Below are 25,326 nucleotides of genomic sequence, written 5' to 3' on the forward strand. Positions count from 1 at the left end.
GTTCGGACCTGCGAGGGCGATGGCGCCACTGTACGCCGACACCCTCCGCCTCGAAAAATGAATTATCGAGATCGTTCCGTTCGCGTTCGGTGAACGAGTGATCGAGTGAACGTGTGATCGAGCGATCGAGGTTTGCGCTGTCCGCGGCTCGAAGGCGCCGTCTGCAGAACTCGCGAATCGGTGCCACACTGGCAACCCCTACGAAATGGCGAGACGAGAGGTCTTCAATGAGTGTGACAACGCGATGGATCGATATCGACGCCGGCGGCGGCGAGCACTATGACGGCTACCTGGCGCTGCCGCGTGCCGGCAAGGGCCCGGGGGTCATCATCGTGCAGGAGATTTTCGGGGTAAATGCGCATATCCGGTCGGTGGCCGAACAATACGCGCTCGCCGGTTATGTCGCGCTCGCGCCCGACATCTTCTGGCGCAGCGAGCGGCGGGTCGAACTCGGCTATGAAGGCGCCGATCGCGACAAGGCGCTCGCCCTGCTCAAGCAGGTGGATGCCGACCAAACCGCGGCCGATCTCGGCGCGGCGGCAAAGGTGCTGCGGGCGCTACCCGAAACGAGCGGAAAAATCGGCGCGGTGGGTTTTTGCTTCGGCGGCCAGTTGACCTACTTGATGGCGGCGCGCGGCAGCGTCGATGCGGCCGTTGCCTACTATGGCGGCGGGATTCAAAACAAGCTCGACGAAGCGGACAAGGTGCGCGTGCCGATGCTGTTCCATTATGCCGAGCACGACTCGTCGATTCCGCAAGCGGCCGTCGCTCAAGTGCGGCAGCGTTTCGCAAGTCACGCGAACGCGGCGTTTTACGACTACGCGGGCGTGGGACACGGCTTCAACTGCTCAGACCGCTCCGCCTACGATCAGCATGCCTCGGCGCTCGCGCACGGCCGCACGCTCGAGTTTCTCTCGTCGAATCTGTAAGAAAAACGCAATCGGCGCGGCGTATCAGGCCGCGCCGGGGAGTGCCGGCTTCCGACGGACGCCGGCTTGCTCGGACCTTCGCTCAGGCCTTCTTCGAATACGCGCTGCACCAGCCCTTGCCGTCCACTTGCTTGCCGCCGAACATGGGACAAGGTGCGAACGCATCGGCCGGCTTGCCTTGGAAGAACTGGCAGTTGCTGCAGGTTTCGCCCGCGGCGTACTTCGGATACTTCGCCTTGTCGACCTTGGTCGCGTCCATCTTGTAGCCGAGCGCAACGGCGGTCGGATCGGTTTCCGCAACGTGCGGCGCATCGGCCAGGGCCTCGCGCGAAGCCAAAGCCAGCGCGGATACGGCGCCCAGACTCGTGATCAGAAACGTGCGACGGGACGTTTTCATGGGGACTCTCCTGTATATGGTCCTACTCACCGCTGCTTCTCGCGGCAGCAGTGGGCAAGCATAGCAACGAAGCGCCGATAGCGCAGCAAGCTTGACCAAATGTCGCGGATAAGTGAACGCGCCGCGATGCGCCCTTACGCTCACTCAAGCGCGTCCCACGAGTTCGCACACGCGCTGCGCGATCGCGAGCGATGCGGTCAACCCGGGCGACTCGATGCCGAACAAGTTGACGAGTCCGCGCACGCCATGCGCGGCCGGGCCTTGAATGACGAAATCGGCCGCGCTTTCTCCGGGCCCCGACAGCTTCGGCCGGATGCCGGCATACGCGGGCTGTAACGCGCCGTCGGGCAGCTCGGGCCAGTACTCGCGGATGGCCGCATAAAACGATTCGGCACGGCGCGGATCGACGTCGTAATTGATCGTATCGACCCACTCGACGTCGGGACCGAAGCGAGCCTGCCCGCCGAGGTCGATCGTCAAATGCACGCCGAGACCCGCTTCGTTCGGCATCGGATAGATCAGACGCGAGAACGGCGCGCGGCCCGACACGCTGAAATAGTTGCCGCGCGCAAGATAAAGCGGCGGGACGTGGCGCGCGTCGAGGCCGCGGATCTTGCGCGCGAGCGCATTCGCGTGCAAGCCCGCACTGTTGATCACGCAAGCGGCGGAGAGCGTCGCGGGCGACTCGCCGCCGACGGTCACGACGAACCGCCCCGCCCGCGCCTCGACCGCTTCCACGGGCGAGTGAAACGCACATACCGCGCCCGCGCGTTCGGCGTCGCCTTGCAGCGCGAGCAGTAGCTGGTGACTATCGACGATGCCGGTTTGCGGCGAAAACACGGCGGCCTCGCACTGCAGCGCCGGCTCGAGTTCCTGCGCGTCCGCGCCCGAAAGCCGGATCAGATCGAGCACGCCGTTCTCTTTGCCGCGCGCTTCGATCGCGGCGAGTTGAGGCAATTGATTACGCGCGGTGGCAACCAAGAGCTTGCCGCAACGCTGATGCGGCACGCCGCGCGCGGCGCAGTACTCATAGAGCATCTCGCGGCCACGCACGCACAGCGTGGCTTTCAACGAACCGCGCGGATAGTACAGGCCCGCATGTATCACTTCGCTATTGCGCGAACTCGTGCCGGTGCCGATGGCTTCGGTCGCCTCGAGCACGATGACTTCGCGGCCACGCTCGGCGAGCGAGCGCGCGATCGCTAGACCGACCACGCCCGCGCCGATCACTACACATTCGATCTCATCCATGTTTTGTGGTCACGGCCCGCTGGGCCGCGCTTCTCCGTCCGCTGGCAACTTCGGTGGGACTTCTTCGCGAGCGCAAGAACGTCCTGTCTCGCATCGTCGCGACAACGATCCGTAAGATTCATTGTACGACGCGAAGCCGGGCGGACACCGCACTCCGGGAGCGAAGCGCCGTCCTAAAGGCCGAAAGCAACGGGTTTCAGAAGCCGATCGGCCGGCGGCGCGCGCCGCGTTCCGGGCGGATGTCGTCGGCACGCACGGCGTCTCGTCCGTCGATGCGGGCCTCGCCGAACGCATGCAGAATCGCGCGGCGCATGTCGCGCGGCGAAGCGCGCGAGAGCGCTTCGAGGGCATCGTCGCCGAGCCGCTCCGGAAAGCGCCGGCCCCATCCATGGGCCGTGCGCACCTCGTCGTATATCGTCTGCGCGATACGGCGAGCGCCATCGCGATCGGGCGGTGCGATCTCGTAGATGCTCATACGGCTCAGGATCGGCTCGGGGATCGCACGCTCGTCGTTAGCCGTCGCGATCCAGATCACTTGGCCCGCGTTGATCGGCACCTCGGCGAACTCGTCGATGAAGGCCTGCGCGGTTTCATGTTCGAGCAGCGCGTACAGCGCGCCGAGCGGATCGTATTGCGAATCGGCGCTTGCTTTGTCGATTTCGTCGACCACCATGACGGGGTTCGCATAGCTGCCGTTCACGAGCGTTTCGAAGACTTTGCCGGGTTTGGCGTTCTTCCACTGCGAGGAAGCGCCCGATAAGATCCAGCCCGCCGTGAGCGAACTCATCGCCACGTATTGGTGCGACGTGCCGAGCAGTCGCGCAAGCGCTTTGGCGAAGTGCGTCTTGCCGATGCCCGGATCGCCGAGCAACAAAATGGGCATCAACTCGAGCCGGTCCTCCGTTTCGACGCAGAGCGCCATTTGCCGGCGCACGTCTTCGAGCGGGTCTGCGAAATTCGGCAGCGCATCGATGAGCGCATCGATCGCGGGCATTCGGTTCGGCTTGACGCAAAACCGCAAGTTGCCCACCTTCAGCATTTTTTCGTAGGTCGTGCGCAGCGCCTCGTTCGCCCCTTCGGTCAACTCGTTCAGCGCCGTCTCGACCTGCTCGAGGTCGTACACCTTGCTGAACGACGCCACTGCGATTTCCTGTTTCACCACGGCTGTCGTCATCGCTTACCTCCCATGCCATTGCCAAGCGCATGTGCTCTCCGAGCGCGCCCCGTCGTTCCTTCGTAGTGCTTCGCGTCCGGCCTGGGGCGGCGCCTCGTTCGCTACTGTGCGATTTGAGTGTATCCAAGCAAGTTCCATGCGAAAAGCCAGCAGCGCGATGCGCGTGCTGCTAATAGAGCGGCAGGGCACACAGAACCCAAACGATAGGCAAACGCGACCCTTGCGTGCGCCCGCCATATCGATAGGCGTAAGATGGACGCTTGTCGTCTCGCGCGGCGAGCATGCGTGTTCGCGCGAAGGAGAAGGGGTCGATGACGCGTTTCACCCGCCTTGCCGCCGGTTTCCCCGGTTCCCTTGCCCGCATGATGGGCACGTTCGCCGCGCTCGCGCTCATGAGCGCCTTCGCCGCCGGGAATGCGGCTGCAGCGGCCGCCGCAGCCGATGCGGCCGCGAGCGCCGCCGCGCCGGCCACGCCCGCCGCGAGCAATCTAGACGACACCCCGACCGCCGTCGCCTGGAAACTCGACGTCGTGCGCGACGGTCGGACGATCGACACGTTCGAAGCCACGACGATGGTCGGTCAAACCTTCAACGAGACCCATCACCACCCGATGCAACATCGCGTTGGCTGCAAGGACAATCCCGCGGGCGGCATCGATCTTGCAAGGACCGTATCGGTTTCGCCCGTCGCAGCCGATGTCGGCGGTGTGACGCTCGCCCTCGATACCGACGAAACGATCGAGGACGACACGGCCCCCACCACACCGGAAGGCTGCGCGCTGCCGCCGCAGCCGCGCCGCGTCAATGCGAGCCACCCCGGTCTGCTCGTGCCCATGGGCGAGTCGGCCGACTGGACGTTGATCGACAAGAACCCGACGCTCGTCTATCGCGTGCATGCGAGCATCGCGCCTCATTAACGGTTACAACGAAGCGGAAACGACGCTGCATGCGAAACCCCGAAGAATTGACGGCGGCCACCACGCATAAGAAAGAGTTCATCGCGGTGAGCTGGAATTTGCACAAGGGCCGTACGCCGCTCGGCTTCACCGCATGGAAAGCGATGCAGCGCTGGGTCGAATCGACCCATGCGGACGTCTACTTCCTGCAAGAAGCCATGGCTCGCCGCATGCCGGGCCCGGTGCTCGCGACGAGCTTCGGGGCGCCGGTGCATGAGCCGCTCGCCGATGTCTGGGAATGCCAGGCAACGGAAATCGCTCATGCGCTCGACCTCGAAATCGCGCTCGGTCCCAATGTCTTCAAGCCCTCCTGGCGGCATGGCAACGCGATCCTTTCGCCACACCCGCTCGATCTGGGCGGACGCTGGGATATCTCCGCGCACCGGTTCGAGCGGCGCGGGCTGCTCGTGGCGCGCGCGGCCTTCGCGGGGCGCTCCGTCACGTTGCTGTGCGCGCACCTGGCGCTCACGCGCTCGGCTCGCGTGCGTCAGATGAATTGGATCGCGCACTGGATCGCGCGCGAGGCGCCGGACGGGCCGCTCGTGCTCGCCGGCGACTTCAACGATTGGCGCAACGACTCGGTGTCGATCTTCGGCGAACACGGGCTCGTGGAAGTGGCAACGCTGCTCGGACAGCCCGTGCGCACGTTCCCGGCGTTTTCCCCGGCGCTCGCGCTCGATAAGATGTTCGTGCGCGGCATGCACCCGATCGCTTGCGTGCAGCCCACGCAGGAAACGGCGTGGCTTTCCGACCACTTGCCCTACATCGCTCGGCTCGAATTGAAAGACTAGGCGGCGAAGTTGCGTTAGATTAGGTCTTTTCGCCGCGTGCCAAAGTGATGCACTACCTGCCTATCCTCGCGCAAATCGCCGTGATTTACCTCGTCGCGGCAGCCAGCCCCGGGCCGAATTTCTTCATGGTCACGCAGCTATCGCTCGCGGGCAGACGCGCGCTGGGCGCCGCTTCCGCGCTCGGCGTCTGCACGGCCTCCATGCTATGGGTCACGCTCGCGATGCTCGGCTTGGCCGCCGTGCTGCAACGCTTGGAATGGCTCTACACCGGCGTGCGTGTGGCCGGGGCGCTGTATCTGATCTATTTCGGCATCAAGCTCCTGCGCTCGAGTACCCGCCGCAGCCTCGTGCCGCACGCGCCGGGGCACGGGATCGAGCCCGTTGCGCACGATGCGGCCGCGTGGCTGCGCGCCTATCGCTCGGGATTCGTGACATGCGTGACGAATCCGAAATCGTGCGCATTCTGGACGAGCGTGTTCGCGGCGATGTTCCCCAAGCACCCGCCAATATGGTTCTACGGCGCCGTTTTCGCGACGATCGGCTCGCTCTCGGCAAGCTGGTACTGCGGCATGGCGTTCATGTTCGCCACCGAGCGCACTCAGCGCGGCTACCGCAAGCTGCGCCGTCCCATCGACGCGTTTTGCGGCGCGGCGCTCGTCGGGCTCGGCGCAAAGCTCGTGGCCGAACGCTGAGCCTCGTCGAGGAATGCGCCAATGAATGCGCCGATAGGTGCGTCGATGGGTGCGTCGATTGAGCGCGGATAGCGGGACAAAAACCCTACAAAACACCGGCCCGTCCCAAGCGCGGTAAAATGCCCGGTTTCGAGCGTCGTGAGACGCATCCCGCGACAGCCCTTCGCCCTAGCCCGGCCCCCGCCGGCCGGAGCGTTCGTGTGCCGAGCGCTTTGGTGCCACCCCTTCGCACTTTGACGTAGCCATGAGCAACCTGAACCCGCAAACCGTCCTCTCCGTCCACCACTGGACCGATACGCTGTTCAGCTTCACCTGCACCCGCGACGCGTCGTTTCGCTTTGAAAACGGGCAATTCACGATGGTCGGGCTGGAAGTGGACGGCAAGCCGCTGATTCGCGCCTACAGCATGGCGAGCGCGAACTACGAGGAAAATCTCGAATTCCTGAGCATCAAGGTGCAGGACGGCCCGCTCACTTCGCGCCTGCAACATTTGAAGGTCGGCGACCAAGTGCTGATCGGCAAGAAGCCCACGGGCACGCTGATGGCCGACAACCTGCTGCCGGGCAAGACGCTATGGCTGCTCTCGACGGGTACGGGCCTCGCGCCGTTCATGTCGATCATCAAAGATCCTGGCGTGTACGACCGCTATGAGAAGGTCGTGCTCACGCACACGTGCCGTTTCGTCGACGAACTCGCGTACAAGGAATACATCACGGACCATCTGCCCGCTCATGAGGACATCGGCGAGCTCGTGCGCGAAAAGCTCGTGTACTACCCGACGGTCACGCGTGAGACGTTCCACAACCGCGGCCGGATCACCGAACTCATCGACACGAAGAAGCTGTTCGAGGATCTGAACGTTCCGCCGTTCTCGCTCGAGAACGACCGCGTCATGCTCTGCGGCAGCCCGCACATGCTGCGCGACACGCGTGAGCTGCTCGACGGCCTCGGCTTCAAGGAAGGCAGCAACAACGAGCCGGGACATTACGTCGTCGAAAAGGCGTTCGTCGGCTGAACCCCCGCGGGCCGAGCGCCGCCAGGCGGCCCGGCCCTGCCCTTGCGGGCGCGCGCCACGGCGAGCCCGCCCCAATGACCGGAGCCATGCGCGCTCCGGTTTTTTTATTCTCGCGTGGCGGATTGTCACGGCATGCTGTTACATTTACCCGCCGATCACGCGCATTTCCTCGTAGGAATTTTTCCTACATCCAAAAACGCCAAGGCTGTCAATCCGGGCTTGTCGAACCGTTGTAAGGCGCGCTCTGCGGGAATTTTCGCCAGTTTTGAGATATTATCCGCCGCGAAGAAGGGTCGAATGGAAACGGTTCGATTCCGCCAATGATGTGTTACCAGATGTAAATTGCATTACGCGGCACGTCATCTTTTCCGGCGCCGCGATGGTCAAAATTTGAGGTTGTGTCTTCGCGATGAGTCAACGTCTGGCCAATTCCGCCCGGCAACATTCACCCTCGGACGTCTCGACGGTCGTGCCCCTCGTCACCGGTGCGATATCGGCGGCCGCACGCGAGGCTGAGCGTCCGCGCCAACGCGGCGAACGCCTGCACGTCGCCCAGCCCGCGCCCGGCGGTTTTTCGGCGGAACGCAAAAGCACCGGTGCCGAGCGCAACATGCGCGAGCACACGGCCGACATGGTCGAAGCGCGCGAGGAACTGCGGTTGCACGTGGCGCGGGAACTGCACGACGGCCTCGGCGCGGAGCTGACGGCGGCGCGTTTTGCGCTGGCCAACGTCGAACACGCGCTCAAGCAAGGCGCGGACACCGCCGCCGCCGCGAGCGCGCTGGCTTTGGCGCAGCAATCGCTGGACGCCGCCTGCGAAGCGGGCCGCCGCCTGATCCAAGAGCTGCATGAGCCGAAAGTGGAAGGCGGCATCGTTGCCGCGCTCGGCGAGTGGACGCGCGCATTTTCCGAGCGAACGGGCTTGGCGACGAGCTTCGTGTGCGCCGCCGACGTGCGCCTCACGCAATTGCCCGACGATGCCGCGCTCGCGGTGATGCGGGTGGCCCAAGAAGCGCTGAACAACGTGGCCAAGCACGCCGACGCGCGCTGCGCCGACGTACGCATCCAGACCGACGCAAAGCGCCTCGTGCTCATCGTCGAAGACGACGGGCGCGGCATGCCGCCCCGAGCCCGCCGCGCCGGCGCGCCCGATTCGATCAACGCGCGCGGCTTCGGCCTGCCCGGTATGCGCGCCCGGTGCGAAGGGTTCGGCGGCGCGCTGCGCATCGCCTCCCGCCTGCGCGACGAATCGTCGCCTCCGTGGCATACGCCGTGGCCGGCGGCCGCGGGCGACGACGGCGCACCGGCCTCGCGCTCGGGCACGACCGTGCGCGCCCACTTCCTGTGGGCCGCGATGGTGCACGGCCGCGACGCCTTGACCGGCCGGGCCCCGAACCGCGTCAGGCGCGCGAGGTAAAGCGATGACGCTCAAAATCATGCTGGTCGACGACCATGCCATCGTCCGTCAGGGCATCCGTCAGCTTCTGCTCAATCATGCCGTCGCACGCGAGGTCGTTGAAGCGGACAGCGGCGCTCAGGCACTGGCCAGTCTGGAAAGCGATCCGTTCGACATCGTCTTACTCGATATCTCGCTGCCCGACATGAACGGCGTCGAGGTGCTCAAACGGCTCAAACGCCGGCAGCCCCGCACGCCGGTCATGATGTTTTCGATGTATCCGGAAGACCAGTACGCCGTGCGCTCGCTGAAGGCGGGCGCTTCCGGCTATCTGTCGAAGACCGTCACGGCCGCGCAAATGATCGAGGCCATCCGCCAAGTCGCGGCGGGGCGCAAATACGTGAGCCCCGCGCTCGCCGAGGCGCTGGCCGATTACGTCTCGTTCGATAGCGACCAGTTGCCCCACGAAAAGCTCTCCGACCGCGAGTACCAAACGCTGTGCATGCTCGCCTCGGGCAAGCGGCTGACCGACATCGCCCATGCGCTCTCGCTTTCGGTGAAGACGGTGAGCGTCTATCGCGCGCGGTTGCTCGAGAAGATGAAGCTGAACAACAACGCCGAACTGACGTTCTACGTCATGAGCAACCGGCTCGTCGACCTGAATCCGGCCATGACCGGCTAAGAAGCAGGTGTTAATAAGGCATTAATAGGGCATTAGCAGCCGTTCCTCAGACTTCTCCGATTTCTCCGGTTGCACCCGGCCGCGATGGCCGGATCGGCTAGAATCTAGGGTTTTTCCACACAGAGTTGCACCATTGGGTGCAACCACCTGGAGACCCTCGCTTTATGTCCCTCTTCCGCAAGAAAAACGTCGAGCAGATGATTGCCGGTGCCGAGCGCACCGGCTTGAAAAAAGCGCTCGGCGCGCTAGACCTCACGTTCCTCGGTATCGGCGCGATCATCGGCACCGGCATTTTCGTGCTGACGGGCACGGGCGCCGTGCAAGCCGGCCCGGCCCTGATGATTGCCTTTCTGATTGCCGCCGTGGCATGTGCATTGGCTGGTCTGGCCTACGCGGAATTCTCCTCGACGATCCCGGTCGCCGGCTCCATCTACACCTACTCGTATGCCACGCTCGGCGAACTCGCGGCTTGGATCATCGGCTGGGACTTGATGCTCGAGTACGGGCTGGCCACGTCGGCCGTCTCGGTCGGCTGGTCCGGCTACCTGCAGTCGCTCGTGGCCGGCTTCGGCCTGAAGCTGCCGGTCGCGCTTAGCGCGGCGCCCGGCGCCGTGGCCGGCGTGACCACGTTTTTCAACTTGCCCGCGTTCCTCGTCATGATGGTCATCACGACGCTGCTGTCCGTCGGCGTGCGCGAATCCACGCGCGTAAACAACATCATGGTCGGCATCAAGGTGCTGGTCGTGCTCGCCGTCATCGCGGTGGGCGTGTTCCACGTGCAGCCGGCGAACTGGCATCCGTTCATGCCGCACGGCTGGCACGGCGTGTTCGGCGCCGCCGCCGTCATGTTCTTCGCGTTCATCGGCTTCGATTCCGTGTCTTCGGCGGCCGAGGAAGTCAAAAACCCGAAACGCGACCTGCCGATCGGCATCATCGCGTCGCTCGCGATTTGCGCCGTGCTGTACGTTGCGGTCGCCGCCGTCGTGACGGGCATCGTTCCGGCTCCGCGCTTCGCCGATAACATCGCCCACCCCGTCTCGTACGCGCTGCAAGTCGCCGGGGAAAACTGGGTGGCCGGCTTCATCGATTTGGGCGCCGTGCTCGGCATGCTCACCGTCATTCTCGTCATGAGCTACGGCCAGACGCGGATCATCTTCGCGATGTCGCGCGACGGCCTGCTGCCTCAAGTGCTCTCGCGCGTGCATCCGCGGTTCGCCACGCCAATGACGACGACCTGGCTCGTCGGCATCTTCTTCGGCCTCATCGGCGCATTGGTGCCGCTGAACGTGCTCGCCGAGCTGATCAACATCGGCACGCTGGCCGCCTTCTCGATGGTATCGATCGCCGTGCTCGTCCTGCGCCGCACGCATCCGCACCTGCCGCGCTCGTTCCGCTGCCCCGGCGTGCCCGTCGTGCCGCTGCTCGCCGTCGCCGCCTGCGTGTTCTTGATGGTGAACTTGCAGTGGATCACCTGGGTCGCCTTCGCCGTGTGGCTCGCGATCGGTTTGGTCGTCTACTTCGGCTACTCGCGCAAGCATTCGCTGCTGGCCCGCGACAAGCACTAAGTTCGCAGCCCCGCCCCCTCTCGGAACGGCATCGCCGGCGCCAGCCGCGATGCCGTTTTTCTTTGCACACGGCTTGCTGGCTTCACGCCCGTGTGGCCGGGCGAACTTGCTCGCGCTGCGAGGTCCATAATGATTGAGTTCCGCTGACAACGTCCGACGCTCCGTTCGCGGGCGCCGGCTTCCCTACGAAGGAGGAGCAACGCAATGGAATTGACGGAAAGCTATACGCTGCCTGTGCCGCCGCAACGGGCCTGGGAGGCGCTGACCGACGCGGCTATCTTGCGCGAATCGATTCCCGGCTGTGAAGACATTCAGGCCGACGGGGAAAACGGCTTTACCTTGGCCGTCAATCTGGGGGCGGATGGGGTCGGTACCCGATTCAAGGGCCGGGTTCGGCTCACCGAGGTGGATTCGCCGGGCGCGCGCACGCTTTTGTTCGAACTCGATTCGCCGGGCGCGGGCGCGGGTAACGGCGGCGGACCGCACGGAGCAAGGCTGCGGCTCGAAGCCGACGGCGATGCGTCGAGCACGTTACTCTATACGGCGTATGCGCAAACACTGCATGCCGACGGGACGAGTCCCGCCGATTCCGTCGTGCGCCAAGTCGCCGACGAATTCTTCAAGCGTTTTACGGCCCGTTTGAACGCTTTCGATAAGCCGTTGCCGAGCGATGCCCCGCAACCGGCCGGACCATCGGGGCAGCATGCGGCCGTATTCGAGTCGGCACCGGCCGGCAAGGGAGGCAAGTCGTGGAAAGCATGGACCTCGAGGTCCTGAATACGAGCGCACGTTGGCTGGCCGAAGGCCAGCGCGTGCTGATCGCTACCGTCGTTCGCACTTGGGGCTCGTCGCCGCGCCCCGAGGGCGCGATGCTCGCGATCCGGGGGGATGGTCTCGTCGTCGGCTCGGTGTCGGGCGGGTGCATCGAGGACGATCTGATCGACCGCTTAAAGCGCGGCGAGATCGATATGGCGCGGCCGAGCGTGGCGCGTTACGGCGTGGCGGCCGAAGAGGCTCATCGCTTCGGCCTACCGTGCGGCGGCACGCTGGAACTCGTCCTCGAACCGCTCGGACGGGCGAGCGGCATCGATGCGCTATGCGATGGCCTCGCCAATGGCGCGTTGATCGCCCGTACGCTCGAGATGGCCACGGGGCGCGCGTCGCTCGCCCCCGCGGCCGCGACCGACGGCGTGCGATTCGACGGCGAGACGCTCGTGACGGTGCATGGCCCGCGCTATCGCATGCTGATCATCGGCGCGGGGCAGTTGTCGCACTACTTGGCGTCGATGGCCGTGGGGCTCGATTATCGGGTGACGGTTTGCGATCCGCGCGAGGAATACACCGACGAGTGGAACGTGCCGGGCACCGGCATCGTGCGCTCGATGCCCGACGATGCCGTCTTGGAGATGAAGCTCGATCCGCGTTCGGCCGTGGTCGCCGTCACGCACGATCCGAAGCTCGACGACCTCGCGCTGATGGAGGCGCTCAAGACGCCCGCGTTTTACGTCGGTGCGCTCGGCTCCCGGCGCAACAACGCGGCGCGGCGCGAGCGGCTGCGCGAGTTCGATCTGAGCGAAGCCGAGCTGGCGCGGCTGCATGGGCCGGTTGGCATCTATATCGGCAGCCGGACGCCGCCGGAAATCGCGATTTCGATCTTGGCCGAGGTGACGGCCGCGAAAAACGGCGTGTCGCTGCCGACGATGCTGCGCGTGGAAGCGGCGAAGGCCGCGCGGGAGCGCGCCGTTTGCGGGGTTTAATTCGGGGACAGCGTCGATAACCCTGTCATTCGGTCCTATTTTCAGTCCGAATAGGTCCGGGTCGCGACCCGGACCTTACCATCGGATCTGCCGTTGCACCGCCCAAGCCGTGGACCGCGCAGATCCGAAGTCGCCAGTCAGCTATTGGCCGGATTGCAGCGGGCCGCCTCGATCGCTTATGGAACTCCGGTCAATTTCTCCGACGGATCAATCGTTGGCCCAGTTATTTCAATTGTCCACGCGGAAATCATCTTGAGCATCGGAGAACTGATCGGCCTACGTAAAGCCGCTTGCGTCGGCATCCATGAAAATCGAACAGAGGTAAAACGGCTCGCCGCCGAACTGTGGCTCTCTGAATTTGTGGATAATCGGAGCGGACGCTATGTTGAACACGCATGACGAAATCATTGGAGCCGCACGGAGTTATGTTCGAGCGCAGATGCCCGAGGATTACACCGGCCACGACTACCTACACGTGGAGCGCGTGTGGAAGCTCGCAAAACAAATTGCAGCCGAGTGCGGTGCTAACGCGACGATAGTGGAACTTGCGGCACTGTTCCACGACATTTCCGATTACAAACTGAACGGAGGGAGCGAGACGGACGGACCGGAAAAAGCCCGATGTTGGATTGAGGGCGCCACGAGGTCCCCGTCGATAGCTGATAAGGTAGCGCAGATCATCCTCGACATCCCTTTTCGAGGAGCCTTGTCACCCGCAGGCCCACCGCTGTCAATCGAGGCTCAATGTGTGCAGGACGCAGACCGTCTCGATGCGATCGGCGCAATCGGCATCGCACGGGCCTTCGCATTCGGCGGCGCTATGAAACAGAAGATGCTGAGTGCCGACATCAAGCCCGCACTTCACTCGTCATTCGCACAATACAAGAGAAAGAATGGCACGACGGTCAACCATTTCTACGAGAAGTTGTTGCTTTTAACCGCTCGGATGAATACACCGGCCGGGCGCCGAATCGCCGAGACGAGACATGCTTTGATGCTCGAATTTCTCCGGCAGTTGAGCGATGAAACGGGGATGGAGTTCGGCATACCGGATGAAAACTGACACGCGACGCGCTACGGAGGCATCCGCGAACTCGAAAATGAAGACCGGTGCAAGAGTTCGCGTGATCGCCTCAGCCCGGTAACCGCGGATAGCTCGAACTGTTTGGCGGTGGAGCGTCTGCCGCGCTCGTTGACGGCGCCGCTGGCTCGCCAGCTGCTGCCGCCTCCTCATCCGCCACCCCGCTCTCGAGCCTGTACAGCCAAGCCAGCAACTCGGCCACCGCCTTGTAAAGCTCGGGCGGAATCCGCGAGTCGAGATCGACCTGCATCAGAAGCGACACCATCTCCGGCGCGCGATGCACGTAAAGCCCGGCTTCCTGCGCGCGCTGGATGATCATTTCCGCCACGAGCCCATAGCCCTTCGCCACGACGCGCGGCGCCTTATCGCCGCCCTTCGCGTCGTAGGCCAGCGCCGCCGCGCTCGTGCGACGTTCGCGCCGGCTCATGATCCGCTCCATTCGAACGGATCGTCGAACAGGCGATCGATCGGTGACGGCACGGGGCCGCCGGCCGCCGGCCCACGCCTGGACTGAGATCCAGCCTCGCCGCCCGACACCGCGCCGGCATCCAATCCGCCCTCGCGCACTTCCACGTCCGAGACGTCGGAGACGTCCTTGGGCGCCTCGGCCTCGGCCGCCGCGCGAGCATAGGCCGATGTGGCCGCCGATGCGCCGCCGCCCGGCGCCGCGGGCGCCGTTCCGCCGATCTCGCGGATTTGCAGTCCCGCCAATTCGATTCCCGCGGCCTCCAACCGGCGTCCGAACGATGCGCCGCCCGCGGCAAGCTTGGCGGCGCCGCCAGGACTCGCTTGCACACGCACGATCAGTTGGGTGCCGTTCAGAACAAGGTCCGCATCGACGGTACCCAAGGTCGGCAAGGCCAGCGTCACCCGCGTACGCCAAGTCTGCTCGGCACCGTCGCTCTCGCCCGACGGCGCGCGCCGTTCGCGTTCCGGCTCGATCGTCCAATCGAGCTTGGCACCCGGCCAGACCTCCCCGGTCCAGCGAAATTGCTGGGTGGCCAGGACGTCCAGTTGCTGACGCACGAGCGGAATGGTGGCGGGATGAATCGAGGCGGCGATCGACGCGCGCACATCCGGCGGAAGGTTCGCCCCGTGAGCGGCGCCCGAACGACCGAAGGCGGCTTCCTCGAGCAGCGTCGTCTGCGCGCCGTGCCACGAGGCGCCGTCGGCGCCCGCGCCGGGATAGGAAGACGTGCCCGCGTGCGCGGCGGCGCCGAATGTAGGCAGCGAGAACTGCGGCGGCAACTCGTGCGGCAGCCAGCCGCCGCCCGCGGGGACCGACGCGTCGGCTCCCGCCCAGTTGGGCGCGCCCGCCGCTCCATCGCCGGATCCCGGATTGCTCCAATCGAGCGGCAGTTGGATGGCTTCGGCGGCGAGCCGTGTTTGGGGTTCGTTCGCGAGCGCCTCGGCCGAATAGCCGCCGGTTAGCCACTGCGCAAGGTGAGATTCGTAGAAGATGCCCGACCCGTTAACGGTCTGTTCGAGCGCATCCGCCAGCGCCTGCACCGGCATTGCCGTCGCCGCCGCGCCAATACCGGCCGAGGCGGCCGAGGCGGCCGTCGAATCCGCCTGCGCGGCACCGGTCGCACCGGCCGCGGCCGCGTTTGCCGCCGTCGTGCCCGCACCGGCTGTCGCGGCCGCATCGCTCGCACCTCCGGCGAACAAACCTCCGCCGGCAGGCGTATCGATCGAGGGAGGCGAGGGCCAAATCGGGGCATCGCCGATGACCGCGGGCGTGGCCTCGCCGCCGAAGCGCGAAATGGCGTCGAGCGTCAAGGCAACTTCGGACAAGACGGCCTGTGCGGAGGCCGGAGGCGGGGTATCGGCCAGCGCCGCGGCCGCATCGGGCGGCGCCGGCACATCGACGGTCAGCCCCGTGGCACCCGATTGAGTCGGGCTCGTGCGCCCACCGGCGCCGACGCTGTCGAGCACGCTTTCGATGCGGCCGACGAGCATCGAGGCGAGAGCTGAGTCGATTCCTGTCATGCCGCGTCCTTGCGCCCTCGTTCAGGCGCCTACCCTCTTTCGCGCGGGCGGTGCGCCGCAGGCCGGGAAAAATCGTTGGGTCAACCGCAGGCGCTCAACGCGCGCCGAACAGTTCCTTGAGTACGTGCGCCGGGCGCCGTGCCGAAAAAAAAGCGGACAAACGGGCGACGCTCGGATTCACCAAATCGCGAATCGCAGCATCGTCAGCCAAAATCTGGCGAATGAGGTCGTACTTACGCGATCTTTCGTGTTCGTCGAGCGGCAACCCGGCGTCCACCTCGCATAGCGCATCGACGAGCACGCGATATTCATCCTGCAACTCCGTCAATTCGTTCCAGAGTGCATCGCGTGCCGCCGAGAGCATCCGCGACGAGACAGCGGCAATCGCCTCGTAGCGGGCAAAATAGTCTGCTTTGGAATTCATCGCTGCGTGTCCGCCTGCCCCTGCTGCGCCATCATCCGCGCCGCTTCGACGCCAATGCCGATCCACGCTTCCTCGAGCGTCGCGAGCAGACCGTCCACTTCGATCAGCATCGCTTCGCTCTGAGCGATATTCGCCTCGAGCAATCTGCGCATCATGTAACTGTAGAGGGCGTCGAGCCGCAAGGCGATCTCGCCGCCGACTTCCTTGTTCAGCGATGCCTGCAAGCCGCTGCCGATGATCCCGATGGCCTTGCTGATCGCCTCGCCGCGCGGGCCGATGTTGCCTTGCTGCAAATGCATGCGCGCCTGAGCGATAGCCTTGCGCGCGCCTTGGTACAGCATGAGGATCAATCGATGCGGATTTGCGCCCATCACCCCTGTCTCGACGCCGACGCGCGCGTATGCACCCGCTCCAGCGTGTCCTTGGGAAAACATCGGCGCTTCTCCTTGTTGGTCGTGAATTAGCGAAACTTCAATCGGCACGACGGGCGCTCGAGCGAATCCGCCCCCGTCGGTACCGAGCGCGCCGTCGTACGAACGCGCAGGTCTTATCGCGGTTATCGGATCGCCTCGGGCAAAGCTTTAGCCACCCGGGCGCACGAATTACGCGACGCCAAGCCCAGCCTCAAATCGACATCTGCATGATGTCGTTATAGGCGGCCACGAGCTTGTTCCGGACTTGCAAGCCGAACTGCAGACCGATGTTCGCCTTTTGCATATCGACCATCACGTCGCTCAGCGACACGTTCGGCGAACCGAGTTCGAACGCCTTCGATTCCCCGTCCGCCTTGTTCTGATCGTCGCTGATCTTATCGAGCGAGCTCTTGAGCGCGGTGGCGAAGCTGCCCGCCGTCGCCGCGCCCGACGTCTGGCCGAGCGTCGCGGCCTTCGATTCGCCGGCGGCTTCGGCCGCCATGGACTGCATCTGCTGCAGCGCCGAGGTGAGCGGATTGACTGGAACGGTCATGGTTTCTCCAAAAAAAGGGCCAAACACCGGCGCCTGACGAATGCGCGGCGCACTGACCCATCACGGAGAGTGAGCATAGCAGCGGCCCTTTTAGCAAACCCGTGAAACTAGGGGGAAAACCCGCTTCTATTCGACTGATTCAGTTGCCTAGCCGTATGGATAATCCCCATCGTGAAAGTGTCCCGCCCGTCCTGACGCGGCTTCCCGCCCATCGGACTCGCCGGCCGGACACCCCCGCATTCCGGAGAAACCCGACGCATGGATTCGCAGGCTAACTCTTTGATCAACCCCGATGCCCGCATGGGCCTCGCCAGTGCACAGCCCGGCGCAGCCGCGGCCGGCGCGCTGCAAGGCGCAGGCGTGGGCGCGGCAGGCGGCGCCGAATTCGGCGGTTTCGCCCAGCGGCTTTCGTCGCTCTCGCAGATGCGCGGCAACCCGCGCGCGCCGCTGATCGTTGCCGTGGCGGTGGTCGTGGCCATCGTGACCGCGCTCGTGCTCTGGAGCCGCACACCCGATTACCACGTGCTATATAGCGGTCTGTCCGATCAAGACGGCGGCACCATCATTGCCGCACTGCAGCAAGCGAACGTGCCCTATAAATTGTCGGAAGGCGGTACCGCCATCCTGGTGCCGTCCGATCAAGTCAACGACGTGCGCCTGAAGCTCGCCTCGCAAGGCCTGCCCAAGAGCGGTTCGGTCGGCATGGAGTTGATGGACAACGAGAAGTTCGGGATTAGCCAGTTCGCGGAGCAAGTGAACTATCAGCGCGCGTTGGAAGGTGAACTCGAACGCACGATTCAGTCGATCTCGGTCGTGCGCCAAGCGCGCGTGCATCTGGCGATTCCGAAGCCCACCGTGTTCGTGCGCGACCGCGAGGCGCCGACGGCATCGGTGCTCGTCAATCTCTACCCGGGCCGTGTGCTCGACGAAGGGCAAGTTTCGGCGATCACCCATATGGTGGCGTCGAGCGTCTCCGATCTGCCGGTCAAGAACGTCACGATCGTCGACCAGGACGGCACGCTGCTCACGCAAAGCGCCTCCCTCGCCGGTCTGGACGCCTCGCAACTGAAATACGTTCAGCAAGTCGAGCACAACACGCAGCAACGGATCGACGCGATCTTGGCGCCGCTGTTCGGCGCGGGCAACGCCCACGCGCAAGTGAGCGCCGACATCGACTTCTCGCAGCAAGAACAGACGGCCGAAGTCTACGGCCCGAACGGCAACCCGCAGCAGGCGGCGATCCGCAGCCAGCAAACGAGCCAAGCGACCGACATGACGCAAAGCGGCGCCTCGGGCGTGCCGGGCGCGCTGTCGAACACGCCGCCGCAACCGGCATCGGCACCCCTGGCCGTGGCGAGCGGCGCGCAAGCCACCGCCGGCGTGACGACGACGCCGATCAGCGAACGCAAGGACGCCACGACGAACTACGAGCTCGACAAGCACGTGAGCCACGTCGAACAAGCCAAGGGCGGCGTGAAGCGTCTGTCGGCCGCGGTCGTCATCAATTACCAACGCGTCGTCGACGCCAAGGGCCACGCGAGCATGCAGCCGCTCACGCCCGAGAAGCTCGCGCAGGTCACGCAGCTCGTGAAGGACGCGATGGGCTACGACGCCAAGCGCGGCGACTCGGTCAACATCGTGAACGCGACGTTTGAAACCGAAGCGGACCCGCTCGCGAACCTGCCGTGGTGGAAGCAGCCGCAAATCATCTCGCTGGCGATCCAAGCGGCGAAGTGGCTCGGCATCGGTCTCGTCGCACTGGTCTTGTATCTGTTGATCATCAAGCCCGCGATGCGCCGTGCGTTCCCGCCGCCCTCCGAAGCGCAAGCAGCCGAGAACTCGGGCGTTGGCAGCATGCTGGACGGCCCCGGCGAGCCCGTGCTGCTCGACGGCGGCTCGCCTTCGCCGGTCACGACGGCGATGGAACTCGACAACGACATGGAGCAAAACCTCCTGGCGTTCGAAAGCGAGAAGCACAAGTTCGAACGGAACCTCGATTACGCGCGGACCATCGCGCGCAAGGATCCGAAGATCGTAGCGACGGTTGTCAAGAATTGGGTGTCCGATGAGCGCTGAAGGGGTCACGAAGAGCGCGCTTCTGCTGATGTCGATCGGCGAGGAAGAAGCCGCTGAAGTTTTCAAGTTTCTCGCACCGCGCGAAGTGCAAAAGATCGGTGCCGCGATGGCCGCGCTCAAGAACGTGACGCGCGAGCAAGTCGAGCACGTCTTGCAAGACTTCGTCAAGGAAGCCGAGCAGCACACGGCGATGTCGCTCGATTCGAACGACTACATTCGCTCCGTGCTCACCAAGGCGCTCGGCGAAGACAAGGCCGGCGTGCTGATCGACCGCATCTTGCAAGGCAGCGACACGAGCGGTATCGAAGGCCTCAAGTGGATGGACTCGCCCGCCGTGGCCGAGCTCATCAAGAACGAGCACCCGCAGATCATCGCGACGATTCTCGTGCACTTGGACCGCGATCAAGCCTCGGAAATCGCGGCTTGCTTCACGGAGCGGCTGCGCAACGACGTGCTGCTGCGTATCGCGACGCTCGACGGCATTCAGCCGGCCGCGCTGCGCGAACTGGACGACGTGCTGACGGGCTTGCTCTCGGGCAGCGACAACCTGAAGCGCAGCCCGATGGGCGGTATCCGCACGGCGGCCGAAATCCTGAACTTCATGCCGAGCATGCACGAGGAATCGATTCTCGAGAACGTGCGCCAGTACGACGCCGATCTCGCGCAAAAGATCATCGACCAGATGTTCGTGTTCGAAAACCTGCTCGACCTCGAAGACCGCGCGATTCAGTTGCTGCTCAAGGAAGTGGAGTCGGAGGCGCTCATCATCTCGCTCAAGGGCGCACCGCCCGCGCTGCGTCAGAAGTTCCTCTCGAACATGTCGCAACGTGCGGCCGAGCTGCTCGCCGAAGACCTCGACGCACGCGGTCCGGTGCGGGTCTCGGAAGTGGAAACGCAACAGCGTCGTATCTTGCAGATCGTGCGCAACCTGGCCGAAAGCGGCCAGATCGTAATCGGCGGAAAGGCGGAAGATGCATATGTCTGATTCAGGCCGCTCGGACAAGAAGCCCGTCTCCGCGTACCAGCGCTGGGAGATGGCTTCGTTCGACCCGCCGCCGCCCCCCGATCCCGTCCGCGAAAACAAGCTCGCGCAGGAAATCCAGCGCATTCGCGCGGTCGCTCACCAGCAAGGGCTCGCCTCCGGGCACGTCGCCGGTCAGGCGATCGGCTACCAAGCCGGTTTCGACCAAGGCCACGCTCAAGGTCTGGAGAAGGGCCGGCAAGAAGCGCACGCCGAGGCGGCGCGCCTCGCCGGCCTGGCCGATTCCTTTAAAGCCGCGCTCGACGGCGCGCAAACGGAAATGGCGGAATCGCTCGTCGCGCTGGCGATCGACATCGCCCAGCAGGTGGTGCGCCAGCACGTCGCGCACGATCCGGCCGCCGTCATCGCGGCCGCCCGCGAGGTGCTCGCGGCCGAGCCGGCGCTGGCAGGCGCCCCGCAACTGATCGTCAACCCGGCCGATTTGCCCATCGTCGAAGCGTATTTGAAGGACGAGCTCGAAACGCTCGGGTGGAACGTACGGACCGACGTCGCGGTGGAGCGCGGAGGATGCCGCGCGCAGGCCGCCACCGGCGAGATCGACGCCACGATCGGCTCGCGCTGGCAACGCGTCGCGGCCGCGCTTGGGAAGATAAGTCAATGGTGAACCCGGCCCCTACCGTCGAATCGCTGCGCGCAAGCGGGCTCTCGCCGCTCGAGGTCGAATTGGCGCTCGCCTCGTTCGGTCCCGAGGCCATGCAGCAGGCGCAGGCAAAAGCCGACTCGAGTACGGGTGAAGGCGCCCCGCGCGGCTTCGATGCGGCCGGCGAGTGGGCCGCCATCGACGCGATCGACGCCATTACCAAAGTGGCCGCGAGCGAAGAAACGCCGGCCGCGCATGCGGCGCAATCGGGCGCGAGCGCATCGCGAGCCAGTGCACCGGCCGCGCCGTTCACGCCCGACCCCGCGCTGGCGAACAACCGCCACTTGATGGCTTGGCGCTCACGCCTCGATACGTTGCGCGAACGCAGCGCGATCGCGCGTCCGCTGTCCGCCTGCGGCCGCTTGACGCGCGCCGCCGGGCTCGTGCTCGAAGCGGTGGGCATGCGCATGGCCGTCGGCGCGGAGTGTCTGATCGAGCTGCCGCCCGGCAGCACGCTGCCGACGGCCGAAGCCGAAGTGGTGGGTTTCGCGGGCGACCGGCTCTTTCTGATGCCGACGACCGAATTCGCGGGCTTGCTGCCCGGCGCACGCGTCTACCCGCGCGAAAGCGCCCCGCTCGCCGATCCGCTCGCGGGCGCCAAGCGCCTGCCGGTCGGCTGGGGCATGCTCGGACGCGTCGTCGATTCGTCGGGCCGCCCGCTCGATGGCCTCGGACCGCTCAATACGGGCGCCGATGCCCCCCTCTCGGCCCCTTCGATCAACCCGCTGCAACGCGAGCCGATCCACAAGGTGCTCGACGTCGGCGTGCGTGCGATCAACTCGCTGCTCACCGTCGGGCGCGGCCAGCGCATGGGCTTGTTCGCCGGCTCGGGCGTCGGTAAATCGGTGTTGCTCGGCACGATGGCGCGCTACACGAGCGCCGAGGTGATCGTGATCGGGCTCATCGGCGAACGCGGCCGCGAAGTAAAGGAATTCATCGAGCAGATCCTCGGCGAGGAAGGGCTCGCGCGTTCCGTCGTCGTGGCGGCGCCCGCCGACGTCTCCCCGCTCATGCGGATGCAAGGCGCCACCTATGCCACCTCGCTCGCGGAGTATTTCCGCGACCAAGGCAAGCACGTGCTGCTCTTGATGGATTCGCTCACCCGCTACGCGATGGCGCAGCGCGAAATCGCCCTCGCGATCGGCGAGCCGCCCGCCACGAAAGGCTATCCGCCCTCCGTGTTCGCCAAGCTGCCGGCGCTCGTGGAGCGAACCGGCAACGGCCCGGAAGGGGGCGGTTCGATCACGGCCTTTTATACCGTGCTGACCGAAGGCGACGATCAGCAAGACCCTATCGCCGACTCGGCGCGCGCGATTCTCGACGGCCATATCGTGCTGTCGCGTACGCTTGCCGAGGCGGGCCACTATCCGGCGATCGACATCGAAGCCTCGATCAGCCGGGCGATGACGGCGCTCATCGACGAGAATCATCTGGAACGCGTACGGCTGTTCAAGCAGATGCTTTCGCGTTATCAGCGCAATCGCGATTTAATCAACGTCGGCGCCTATTCGAGCGGACGCGATGCGCTGCTCGACCGGGCGATCGCGCTGTATCCGCGCATGGAAGCATTTTTACAGCAGGGCTTTCGCGAATGTGCACCGTTCGACTCAAGCCTCAATATGCTAGATGCGCTGTTCCAATGAGGAGTCCTAAGCGATGGCGAATCATTTTCCGATCAAGACCTTAATCGATCTCGCGCAAAACGACGTCGATGCGGCGGCCAAGCAGCTCGGCCGGGCGCAGCGCGAGCGCGCGGACGTGCAGGCCCAGTTGGAATCGCTGGTGCGCTATCGCGACGAGTATCACGCGAACTTCTCGGCTTCGGCCCAGGCCGGCATGCCCGCCGGCAACTGGCGCAATTTTCAGGCGTTCATCGATACGCTCGACGCGGCGATCGAACAGCAGCGACGCCTGCTCCAGGCGGCCACCTCGCGCGTCGAGGCGGCCAAACCCGAGTGGCAGCGTCAAAAGCAAAAGCTGGGCTCATACGAAGTCTTGGAGGCCCGTGGCCAAGCGGCCGAGGCCCGTATCGCGGCGCGGCGCGAGCAGCGCGACGCCGACGAGCACGCCGCCAAGATATTGCGTATGCGCAGTGAAAGCTTGAATTGAACCCGAATCGAACCGGCCGGCACGCGCCCCGCGCGCATCGCTAGGCCGCAGCACATAAAGGCATCGTCATGTCGCCCATTTCTCTTCTCGGCGCGCTCTCGGGCACACCGAACACCTCGTCCGGCGGCGCCGCTTCCGGCGCGAACACGCCGGCCGTCGCGCCGTTCTCGCAGACGTTGCAGCAAAGCGTGAACGCGCAGCAACAAGCGGCTCAGACAGCGCAATCGGCGCATTCCGCCGCGAGCGCTTCGTCGTCGAACAATGCGCAAAACGATGCCGCATCGCAGTCGGCGTCGGCCAAGCCGACGAGCAACGGCGCCGATGCCGCGAACGGCAACGCGCCGAGCAGCGCCCATAGTGCCGATAGCGCCGCCAACGGCTCGACCGACCCGGCCTCGGGCAAGGGCACGGCGTCCTCGCAAGCGAGCACCGGCACGAAGAGCAGCGACGCGTCGTCGAACGCCGAGCAGCAAGCGAGTCAAGATCAAACTGCGGCCGCCGCTGCCGGCAGCGCGCAAGCGCAGGCTCAGGCCGCGGCCCAGGCTGCCGCCCAAGCCGCGGCGCAACAGGCTCTGGCCGCCGCGGGCACGGGTGGTGCGAGCACGGCCGCCGGCGCTGCGAGCGCGACCGGCGCCGTGACCGGATCGGGCAAAACGGCCGAACCGAAAACCGTGCGCGCGGCGCTCGAAGCCGCGCTCTCGGCCCAAATGGGTATGCAAGGCGCGGTAGCCGGCGCAGCCGCGGCAGGCACGCAAGTGCTCGGCAACAGCGGCAATACCGCCGGCGCGGGCAACCTCGGCAACGGCATGGGTTCGCTGCCGCTGAACTCGAAGCTCGTGAATACACTGACGGGCGACGGCAAGAACGCCAACGCGCAGGCGATCAGCGCCGCCACCGAGCAAGCCGCCAAAGCGGGTGCGGGCGCCTCGCCCGACAGCGCGGCGGTTGCCACCGCCCAGGCTCTCGCGGGCGGGGGCGACGCCACCGCCGCGATCGCGACGCTCAAGGACAACGCGGAAGCCGCCCGCTCCGCTCTGGCCGCCACGCAAACGGCCTCCGCTGCGAGCATGGCCAGCGCGAGCGCCCAGGCTGCCGCGACGACGCCGAACGCGGCAGCCGCGGCGGCCGCGGCCTCGCTCGCGCCGCAAGTGGGCACGCCCGATTGGGAAGATGCGCTGAGCCAGAAGGTCGTCTTCCTGACGAACTCGCATCAGCAAAGTGCGGAACTCACGCTGAACCCGCCCGACCTCGGCCCGCTGCAAGTCGTGCTGCAGGTGGCGGACAATCATGCCCACGCCCTCTTCGTTTCCCAACACCAACAGGTGCGGGAAGCCGTCGAGGCGGCGCTGCCCAAGCTGCGCGATGCGCTCGAGGCCGGCGGCCTCGGCCTCGGCAGCGCAAGCGTCAGCGACGGTTTCGCGCGTCAAGCGAGCCAGCAGCAAGCCGGCAATCAAGGCAGCGGCGGTGGCAACGGCCGCCGTGGCGGCGCGGGCTCGGGCGACGGCGGCGCCGACACGTCCGTGACGGCTTCGGCATCGATCCCCGCGCGACGCACCGTCGGCCTCGTCGATACGTTCGCGTAACTAGCCGAATGGACTGTCCGGGCCTGATTCGGGCCCGGCGGTATCGACCGGCAAAGCACGCTCGCCCCCGCCACCGGCGCGGGCGAGCTTTCAATCGTTGCACCAACGGTGTGCCCTCGACTCGGCCGAGACGGTACGCGGGCCGTGGCGCTCCCCGGATCGCCCCCCGTTTTTCAGCCCGAGCGCGCCTGCCGCCGGCTTAAACGGATGAGATGGCGTCGAATGTCCCTTCTTTTCGGCTTATCGCTAAAGCCCGGGATAGCCAACAATTCACCCTACCGCATTCACGCAAAGCATTGTCATGGCATCCACGACCGCAGCTCAGCAAACCGTCGACGTTCCCGCGAAATCGGGCAAGCTCAAACGCATCATCGTGATCGCGTTGATCGCCGTCGTCGCGGCAGGCGCCGCCGCAGCCGGCATGTACTTTTTCCTGCTCAAGCACGGTGTCGGCAACGGCAAGCCCGTGCCGCCGCCTCCGCCGCCCCCGCCGGTGTTCTTCGCGCTCGACCCGATGACGGTCAATTTGCTGTCGGACGACGGCCAGCATTACCTGCGCGTCGGCCTCTCGCTCAAGCTTGCCGACGGCAAGGTGCAAGAGGCGCTCACGCAGCACATGCCGGAGATCCGCAGCCGCATCTTGCTCGACCTGTCGAACAAGCATCCGGAAGATCTGCAGACGCTCGACGGCAAGCACGCGTTGGCGCAAGAGTTGAAGACACTGATCGAGAAGCCCACGGACGCAAGCGAGCCGCCGGTGCACGTCGAAGAAGTGCTCTTCACGGAATTCGTGGTCCAGTAGTGCGGGGCG

Annotated in this window: 27 protein-coding genes; 19 read left to right on the plus strand and 8 right to left on the minus strand. The window is 65.4% G+C overall.

Annotation, left to right across the window (positions count from 1 at the left end; all coding sequences use genetic code 11):
* The first annotated feature begins 227 nt into the window (after window positions 1-227).
* Window positions 228-929 (plus strand): dienelactone hydrolase family protein, encoded by a 702-nt coding sequence (locus C0Z18_RS03710; RefSeq protein WP_102644045.1) that lies wholly within the window; start codon window positions 228-230, stop codon window positions 927-929.
* An 82-nt stretch (window positions 930-1,011) separates the two neighbouring features.
* On the opposite strand, the gene C0Z18_RS03715 is transcribed toward C0Z18_RS03710, so the two are convergent.
* The 3 genes from C0Z18_RS03715 to C0Z18_RS03725 all read right to left on the minus strand — a co-directional run bounded on the left by C0Z18_RS03715 (window position 1,012) and on the right by C0Z18_RS03725 (window position 3,751).
* Window positions 1,012-1,326, minus strand: a complete 315-nt coding sequence (locus C0Z18_RS03715) for a high-potential iron-sulfur protein (protein WP_102644046.1) — start codon at window positions 1,324-1,326, stop codon at window positions 1,012-1,014.
* 144 nt (window positions 1,327-1,470) lie between these two features.
* A complete protein-coding gene (locus C0Z18_RS03720; protein WP_102644047.1) occupies window positions 1,471-2,577 on the minus strand; it encodes an NAD(P)/FAD-dependent oxidoreductase in 1,107 nt (368 codons plus the stop codon).
* 196 nt (window positions 2,578-2,773) lie between these two features.
* A complete protein-coding gene (locus tag C0Z18_RS03725) occupies window positions 2,774-3,751 on the minus strand; it encodes an AAA family ATPase (protein ID WP_102644048.1) in 978 nt (325 codons plus the stop codon).
* Window positions 3,752-4,062: 311 nt separating this feature from the next.
* Between C0Z18_RS03725 and C0Z18_RS03730 the strand changes: the two genes are divergently transcribed.
* The 11 genes from C0Z18_RS03730 to C0Z18_RS03775 all read left to right on the plus strand — a co-directional run bounded on the left by C0Z18_RS03730 (window position 4,063) and on the right by C0Z18_RS03775 (window position 13,668).
* Window positions 4,063-4,668, plus strand: coding sequence for a hypothetical protein (locus tag C0Z18_RS03730; RefSeq protein WP_233216965.1), 606 nt, complete (start codon window positions 4,063-4,065; stop codon window positions 4,666-4,668).
* A 29-nt stretch (window positions 4,669-4,697) separates the two neighbouring features.
* Window positions 4,698-5,498: an endonuclease/exonuclease/phosphatase family protein gene (locus C0Z18_RS03735; protein WP_102644049.1), complete on the plus strand. Its 801-nt coding sequence runs from the start codon at window positions 4,698-4,700 to the stop codon at window positions 5,496-5,498.
* A 47-nt stretch (window positions 5,499-5,545) separates the two neighbouring features.
* The gene (locus tag C0Z18_RS03740) at window positions 5,546-6,190 is read left to right on the plus strand and encodes a LysE family translocator (RefSeq protein WP_102644050.1); all 645 of its coding nucleotides are present in this window, start codon (window positions 5,546-5,548) and stop codon (window positions 6,188-6,190) included.
* Between the two features lie 244 nt (window positions 6,191-6,434).
* Window positions 6,435-7,205 (plus strand): ferredoxin--NADP reductase, encoded by a 771-nt coding sequence (locus C0Z18_RS03745; protein WP_102644051.1) that lies wholly within the window; start codon window positions 6,435-6,437, stop codon window positions 7,203-7,205.
* A gap of 409 nt (window positions 7,206-7,614) precedes the next feature.
* Entirely contained in the window at window positions 7,615-8,622 is a 1,008-nt protein-coding gene (locus C0Z18_RS03750; protein WP_269845267.1) for a sensor histidine kinase, read from the plus strand.
* Between the two features lie 4 nt (window positions 8,623-8,626).
* Entirely contained in the window at window positions 8,627-9,283 is a 657-nt protein-coding gene (gene rqpR / locus C0Z18_RS03755) for a response regulator transcription factor RqpR (RefSeq protein WP_102644052.1), read from the plus strand.
* Between the two features lie 164 nt (window positions 9,284-9,447).
* Window positions 9,448-10,848, plus strand: a complete 1,401-nt coding sequence (locus C0Z18_RS03760; protein WP_102644053.1) for an amino acid permease — start codon at window positions 9,448-9,450, stop codon at window positions 10,846-10,848.
* A 204-nt stretch (window positions 10,849-11,052) separates the two neighbouring features.
* Window positions 11,053-11,625 carry a CoxG family protein gene (locus tag C0Z18_RS03765; protein ID WP_102644054.1) on the plus strand — a complete coding sequence of 191 codons (573 nt, stop codon included), beginning with the start codon at window positions 11,053-11,055 and terminating at the stop codon, window positions 11,623-11,625.
* A complete protein-coding gene (locus tag C0Z18_RS03770) occupies window positions 11,598-12,605 on the plus strand; it encodes an XdhC family protein (protein WP_102644055.1) in 1,008 nt (335 codons plus the stop codon). Before C0Z18_RS03765 ends, C0Z18_RS03770 begins: the two co-directional genes overlap by 28 nt.
* A gap of 144 nt (window positions 12,606-12,749) precedes the next feature.
* Window positions 12,750-13,004 (plus strand): hypothetical protein, encoded by a 255-nt coding sequence (locus C0Z18_RS32590; protein ID WP_158244191.1) that lies wholly within the window; start codon window positions 12,750-12,752, stop codon window positions 13,002-13,004.
* Window positions 12,988-13,668, plus strand: coding sequence for an HD domain-containing protein (locus C0Z18_RS03775; RefSeq protein WP_102644056.1), 681 nt, complete (start codon window positions 12,988-12,990; stop codon window positions 13,666-13,668). Before C0Z18_RS32590 ends, C0Z18_RS03775 begins: the two co-directional genes overlap by 17 nt.
* Window positions 13,669-13,738: 70 nt before the next feature.
* On the opposite strand, the gene C0Z18_RS03780 is transcribed toward C0Z18_RS03775, so the two are convergent.
* The 5 genes from C0Z18_RS03780 to fliE form a co-directional block, all read right to left on the minus strand.
* On the minus strand, window positions 13,739-14,113 hold the full coding sequence (locus tag C0Z18_RS03780) for an EscU/YscU/HrcU family type III secretion system export apparatus switch protein (RefSeq protein WP_102644306.1): 375 nt from the start codon (window positions 14,111-14,113) through the stop codon (window positions 13,739-13,741).
* A complete protein-coding gene (gene fliK / locus C0Z18_RS03785) occupies window positions 14,110-15,675 on the minus strand; it encodes a flagellar hook-length control protein FliK (protein ID WP_102644057.1) in 1,566 nt (521 codons plus the stop codon). Before fliK ends, C0Z18_RS03780 begins: the two co-directional genes overlap by 4 nt.
* A gap of 94 nt (window positions 15,676-15,769) precedes the next feature.
* Complete coding sequence (locus tag C0Z18_RS03790) at window positions 15,770-16,099, minus strand: flagellar protein FliT (RefSeq protein WP_102644058.1); 330 nt, start codon at window positions 16,097-16,099, stop codon at window positions 15,770-15,772.
* Window positions 16,096-16,533 (minus strand): flagellar export chaperone FliS, encoded by a 438-nt coding sequence (fliS, locus tag C0Z18_RS03795; protein WP_102644059.1) that lies wholly within the window; start codon window positions 16,531-16,533, stop codon window positions 16,096-16,098. Before fliS ends, C0Z18_RS03790 begins: the two co-directional genes overlap by 4 nt.
* Before the next feature lie 190 nt (window positions 16,534-16,723).
* Entirely contained in the window at window positions 16,724-17,065 is a 342-nt protein-coding gene (gene fliE, locus C0Z18_RS03800) for a flagellar hook-basal body complex protein FliE (protein WP_102644060.1), read from the minus strand.
* 258 nt (window positions 17,066-17,323) lie between these two features.
* Between fliE and fliF the strand changes: the two genes are divergently transcribed.
* The 7 genes from fliF to fliL all read left to right on the plus strand — a co-directional run bounded on the left by fliF (window position 17,324) and on the right by fliL (window position 25,317).
* Window positions 17,324-19,141, plus strand: a complete 1,818-nt coding sequence (gene fliF, locus C0Z18_RS03805; RefSeq protein WP_102644061.1) for a flagellar basal-body MS-ring/collar protein FliF — start codon at window positions 17,324-17,326, stop codon at window positions 19,139-19,141.
* Entirely contained in the window at window positions 19,131-20,126 is a 996-nt protein-coding gene (fliG, locus tag C0Z18_RS03810) for a flagellar motor switch protein FliG (protein WP_102644062.1), read from the plus strand. Before fliF ends, fliG begins: the two co-directional genes overlap by 11 nt.
* Window positions 20,119-20,787: a flagellar assembly protein FliH gene (gene fliH / locus C0Z18_RS03815; protein WP_102644063.1), complete on the plus strand. Its 669-nt coding sequence runs from the start codon at window positions 20,119-20,121 to the stop codon at window positions 20,785-20,787. The genes fliG and fliH overlap by 8 nt, the downstream gene beginning before the upstream one ends.
* Window positions 20,781-22,466: a flagellar protein export ATPase FliI gene (gene fliI, locus C0Z18_RS03820; protein ID WP_102644064.1), complete on the plus strand. Its 1,686-nt coding sequence runs from the start codon at window positions 20,781-20,783 to the stop codon at window positions 22,464-22,466. Before fliH ends, fliI begins: the two co-directional genes overlap by 7 nt.
* A 13-nt stretch (window positions 22,467-22,479) precedes the next feature.
* Window positions 22,480-22,932 (plus strand): flagellar export protein FliJ, encoded by a 453-nt coding sequence (gene fliJ / locus C0Z18_RS03825; RefSeq protein ID WP_102644065.1) that lies wholly within the window; start codon window positions 22,480-22,482, stop codon window positions 22,930-22,932.
* A gap of 68 nt (window positions 22,933-23,000) precedes the next feature.
* Complete coding sequence (locus C0Z18_RS03830; RefSeq protein WP_102644066.1) at window positions 23,001-24,515, plus strand: flagellar hook-length control protein FliK; 1,515 nt, start codon at window positions 23,001-23,003, stop codon at window positions 24,513-24,515.
* Window positions 24,516-24,816: 301 nt separating this feature from the next.
* Window positions 24,817-25,317 carry a flagellar basal body-associated protein FliL gene (gene fliL, locus C0Z18_RS03835; protein WP_102644067.1) on the plus strand — a complete coding sequence of 167 codons (501 nt, stop codon included), beginning with the start codon at window positions 24,817-24,819 and terminating at the stop codon, window positions 25,315-25,317.
* The last annotated feature ends 9 nt before the right edge of the window (window positions 25,318-25,326 follow it).

Origin of the sequence: Trinickia dabaoshanensis, from assembly GCF_002879885.1 — a bacterium.
In the GTDB taxonomy this organism is placed as follows: domain Bacteria; phylum Pseudomonadota; class Gammaproteobacteria; order Burkholderiales; family Burkholderiaceae; genus Trinickia; species Trinickia dabaoshanensis.

Bases quoted from the DNA above. Each gene is read 5' to 3' on its own strand.
- fliK (WP_102644057.1), bottom strand. From the start codon at position 15,675: ATGACAGGAATCGACTCAGCTCTCGCCTCGATGCTCGTCGGCCGCATC.
- C0Z18_RS03740 (WP_102644050.1), top strand. From the start codon at position 5,546: ATGCACTACCTGCCTATCCTCGCGCAAATCGCCGTGATTTACCTCGTC.
- fliE (WP_102644060.1), bottom strand. From the start codon at position 17,065: ATGACCGTTCCAGTCAATCCGCTCACCTCGGCGCTGCAGCAGATGCAG.
- C0Z18_RS03780 (WP_102644306.1), bottom strand. From the start codon at position 14,113: ATGAGCCGGCGCGAACGTCGCACGAGCGCGGCGGCGCTGGCCTACGAC.
- C0Z18_RS03830 (WP_102644066.1), top strand. From the start codon at position 23,001: ATGTCGCCCATTTCTCTTCTCGGCGCGCTCTCGGGCACACCGAACACC.
- C0Z18_RS03725 (WP_102644048.1), bottom strand. From the start codon at position 3,751: ATGACGACAGCCGTGGTGAAACAGGAAATCGCAGTGGCGTCGTTCAGC.
- fliG (WP_102644062.1), top strand. From the start codon at position 19,131: ATGAGCGCTGAAGGGGTCACGAAGAGCGCGCTTCTGCTGATGTCGATC.
- fliI (WP_102644064.1), top strand. From the start codon at position 20,781: ATGGTGAACCCGGCCCCTACCGTCGAATCGCTGCGCGCAAGCGGGCTC.
- C0Z18_RS03715 (WP_102644046.1), bottom strand. From the start codon at position 1,326: ATGAAAACGTCCCGTCGCACGTTTCTGATCACGAGTCTGGGCGCCGTA.
- C0Z18_RS03750 (WP_269845267.1), top strand. From the start codon at position 7,615: ATGAGTCAACGTCTGGCCAATTCCGCCCGGCAACATTCACCCTCGGAC.
- fliF (WP_102644061.1), top strand. From the start codon at position 17,324: ATGGATTCGCAGGCTAACTCTTTGATCAACCCCGATGCCCGCATGGGC.
- C0Z18_RS03760 (WP_102644053.1), top strand. From the start codon at position 9,448: ATGTCCCTCTTCCGCAAGAAAAACGTCGAGCAGATGATTGCCGGTGCC.
- fliL (WP_102644067.1), top strand. From the start codon at position 24,817: ATGGCATCCACGACCGCAGCTCAGCAAACCGTCGACGTTCCCGCGAAA.
- fliS (WP_102644059.1), bottom strand. From the start codon at position 16,533: ATGTTTTCCCAAGGACACGCTGGAGCGGGTGCATACGCGCGCGTCGGC.
- fliJ (WP_102644065.1), top strand. From the start codon at position 22,480: ATGGCGAATCATTTTCCGATCAAGACCTTAATCGATCTCGCGCAAAAC.
- rqpR (WP_102644052.1), top strand. From the start codon at position 8,627: ATGACGCTCAAAATCATGCTGGTCGACGACCATGCCATCGTCCGTCAG.
- C0Z18_RS03710 (WP_102644045.1), top strand. From the start codon at position 228: ATGAGTGTGACAACGCGATGGATCGATATCGACGCCGGCGGCGGCGAG.
- C0Z18_RS03720 (WP_102644047.1), bottom strand. From the start codon at position 2,577: ATGGATGAGATCGAATGTGTAGTGATCGGCGCGGGCGTGGTCGGTCTA.
- C0Z18_RS03730 (WP_233216965.1), top strand. From the start codon at position 4,063: ATGACGCGTTTCACCCGCCTTGCCGCCGGTTTCCCCGGTTCCCTTGCC.
- C0Z18_RS03775 (WP_102644056.1), top strand. From the start codon at position 12,988: ATGTTGAACACGCATGACGAAATCATTGGAGCCGCACGGAGTTATGTT.
- C0Z18_RS03745 (WP_102644051.1), top strand. From the start codon at position 6,435: ATGAGCAACCTGAACCCGCAAACCGTCCTCTCCGTCCACCACTGGACC.
- C0Z18_RS03765 (WP_102644054.1), top strand. From the start codon at position 11,053: ATGGAATTGACGGAAAGCTATACGCTGCCTGTGCCGCCGCAACGGGCC.
- C0Z18_RS03790 (WP_102644058.1), bottom strand. From the start codon at position 16,099: ATGAATTCCAAAGCAGACTATTTTGCCCGCTACGAGGCGATTGCCGCT.
- C0Z18_RS03735 (WP_102644049.1), top strand. From the start codon at position 4,698: ATGCGAAACCCCGAAGAATTGACGGCGGCCACCACGCATAAGAAAGAG.
- fliH (WP_102644063.1), top strand. From the start codon at position 20,119: ATGTCTGATTCAGGCCGCTCGGACAAGAAGCCCGTCTCCGCGTACCAG.